The 2648-nt window shown below is 43.2% G+C and carries 2 protein-coding genes; both read right to left on the bottom strand.

Going from position 1 to position 2648, the window contains the following annotated elements; all coding sequences use genetic code 11:
- Positions 1–132: 132 nt before the first annotated feature.
- Positions 133–861 (bottom strand): IS21-like element helper ATPase IstB, encoded by a 729-nt coding sequence (gene istB, locus C7475_RS32620; RefSeq protein ID WP_110057633.1) that lies wholly within the window; start codon positions 859–861, stop codon positions 133–135.
- A gap of 22 nt (positions 862–883) precedes the next feature.
- Entirely contained in the window at positions 884–2428 is a 1545-nt protein-coding gene (gene istA / locus C7475_RS32615; protein WP_110057632.1) for an IS21 family transposase, read from the bottom strand.
- Positions 2429–2648 lie beyond the last annotated feature (220 nt).

Below are 2648 nucleotides of genomic sequence, written 5' to 3'. Positions count from 1 at the left end.
TGTGTATTCCGGAGATGCTGACCAGCGGAACGGTATCTTGACCACCGACAAAACTTAATTCCTGCCGAAGGCAGGCCTTCCATACTTTTTGTGGAAGATGTATTATTTAAAACAAAAATAGGTAAAATCGGACTAGTTACTTTTCAGTTTCCTCATAGATTCTCCTTGTAATTCTATTCTGTGTGCTTTATGAACCAACCGGTCTAGTATCGCATCTGCAATCGTGCTTTCTCCAATCACATCATACCACATACTGACAGGCAATTGAGAGGCAATTATGGTTGATTTACACCCATGTCGGTCTTCAATAATTTCCATAAGTGTATTACGGTTGTAATTGTCTAAAGGTTGCAAGGCAAAGTCATCTAATATTAAAAGATCATATTTCTCTATTCGACTAACTTCTTTGTTATATGAACCGTCGCCCTTAGCCGTCTTCAAGCGAGAGAATAGTTTCTGGGTATTAAAATATAAAACACGATAGCCTAACTGGCAGCCTTGATGCCCCAAGGCTGAAGCGACGAAGCTCTTGCCTACACCAGATGCACCGGTTATGAGGAGGTCCTCCTTTTTCTTTATAAAGATACATTCCGCTAATCGCAATAACTGGGTCTTGTCCAGATTTCGACCTTTCGTAAAATCAATTTCTTCAATGGAGGCCTGATAGCGGAACCGCGCATTCCTTAAAGATCGGCCAATCTTTCTGCCTTCTCTGTCTTCCCACTCAGCCTGCACGAGTATGTGTATAAGCTCATCGTGAGTGATGGATTCAGAACGAGTATTGGATAAGACTGCTGAATATGCCTGGTTCATGCCATGCAGCTTCATTTGACCTAATTTTTGCTTGATTACTTCTTGCATAGTATGGTGTTTTACAAGGTGATTACTGATAGTGTTCTTTTCCTCTTATGTTAGTGTGCTGGGGCAATGAGGCCTCACTTTGATCACTGTCTGGCTCGAATAACATTTCCAACCCTCCATCAAGGATCTTCTTGACAGTTTTATAGTTATATATCTGGTAAAAGCTGGCCCGTTCTATCGCTTTTATCAGACGTTCTTTGCCCGCCTTCTTTGCAAGGGATAAAATCCCAACACAGCTGCGATAGGCTTGTTCCGGATATTTCTTCTGCTGCAGGATCGTTTCTATGTAATTCCTAACCTGTGGGCTAATGCTATCAGCCCAGGATAGAAATTTTTCAGGCTTCCAATCAGCAACAAACTGGTGGCTGGAAGGAAGATGATTCTGATCTGTTGTATAGCCAAACGGCTTGTATCCCCGGATATGGAAGGCAATCCTCTCGTTATTGATAAATATATGTACCTGATCACGCGTGTAAATGGCTTTGACCTCTTTGCCAATAAAGCGATATGGAACACTGTAATAATGCTTTTCCAGCTGTATATGGCTATTCTTCATGACTTTTGCTATCTTATACTTCCGAAGCTGGTACGGGGTTGTAGGTAATGGCTGGAGCAAAGCTGCTTCATGCTGATCGAACTTTTGTCTTCTACTAAATGGTTCCTTGTGAAGCATTTCATTATTATGCTTATTTAATAGCTCCAGTATGGCAATATTCAACTCATGCAGTTCGAAGAATATCTTATCCCTTAACGGAGCGAATATGCGTTTATAGACGATGTTAACCGCGCTTTCTACCAGGGCTTTATCCTTAGGCTTTCTGCTGCGGGTCGGGTAAATAGTTGTCTGATAATGATTACCAAATTCGAGGAAGCTTTCGTTGATTTCCGGTTCATAATTATCCGGTTCAGTCACGGCAGACTTCAAATTGTCTGTAACAAGGGCTTTGGGCACACCCCCAAAGTATTTTAATGAGTTGGCTGTTGCTTGCAGGAAATCCTCTTTGCGCTGGCTATTCAATGCCTCTACGTAGGTTAATTGGCTAAATCCTAATATGCAGACATATATCTCAACCTCTCGTACTTCCCCTCCGTCTCTATCAACCACCTGCAATCTCTTACCAGTAAAGTCAATATAGGCTTTGTCCGCAGGCGTGTGATCAAAATGCATGGTTGCGGAGCGATGTTCTAACCAGTGCCTGTAATAATCGCAGAACTGTGTGTAAGCGTATCCATCCGGATAACGGGACTTGTATTCCGCCCATAGCAGCCATCGCGTAACACCGGTTCGCTTCAACTCCTGCTCCATCCAACCAAACATTCCCTCCAGGTCTTGGAAGCGCGATTTCCCAACCGACGTTGGCTCCGCAAATATCTTTTCTAGATCATGTTCCTCCATTGCTGCCAGCTGTTCCAATTCCAAGCCTTTCTGCTCTGCTAAGCGAATATACTTTTTGACAGTGTTTCGAGAGATGTTCATTACGCGGGCAATGGCTTCCAGGGCCATGCCGTTCCTGCGATGCAAAAAGATCTGTTTTAGTTTAGTCATGCTGATAGTTTCTCCGGCCATCTTCCGTGGGGTTTTGTACCCCAAAGCAAACAATCCTGGAGGAACTAGAGGTGGTCAACATGCCGTTCCGGCATATTGACCATCTGCGTTAATTAAATTTATGTCGTTCCGGCATATTGACCAGTGATTCAGGTTGATTATCAATTGTTAATATGAGCGAATCCGGAAATAGGTGGTCAAGATGAGCGTTAGGGGTGGTCAACATCAAGCGTAATACACA

It is taken from the genome of Chitinophaga sp. S165 (assembly GCF_003182155.1).
GTDB lineage: Bacteria > Bacteroidota > Bacteroidia > Chitinophagales > Chitinophagaceae > Chitinophaga.
This window is presented reverse-complemented; position numbering and strand designations above follow the sequence as displayed.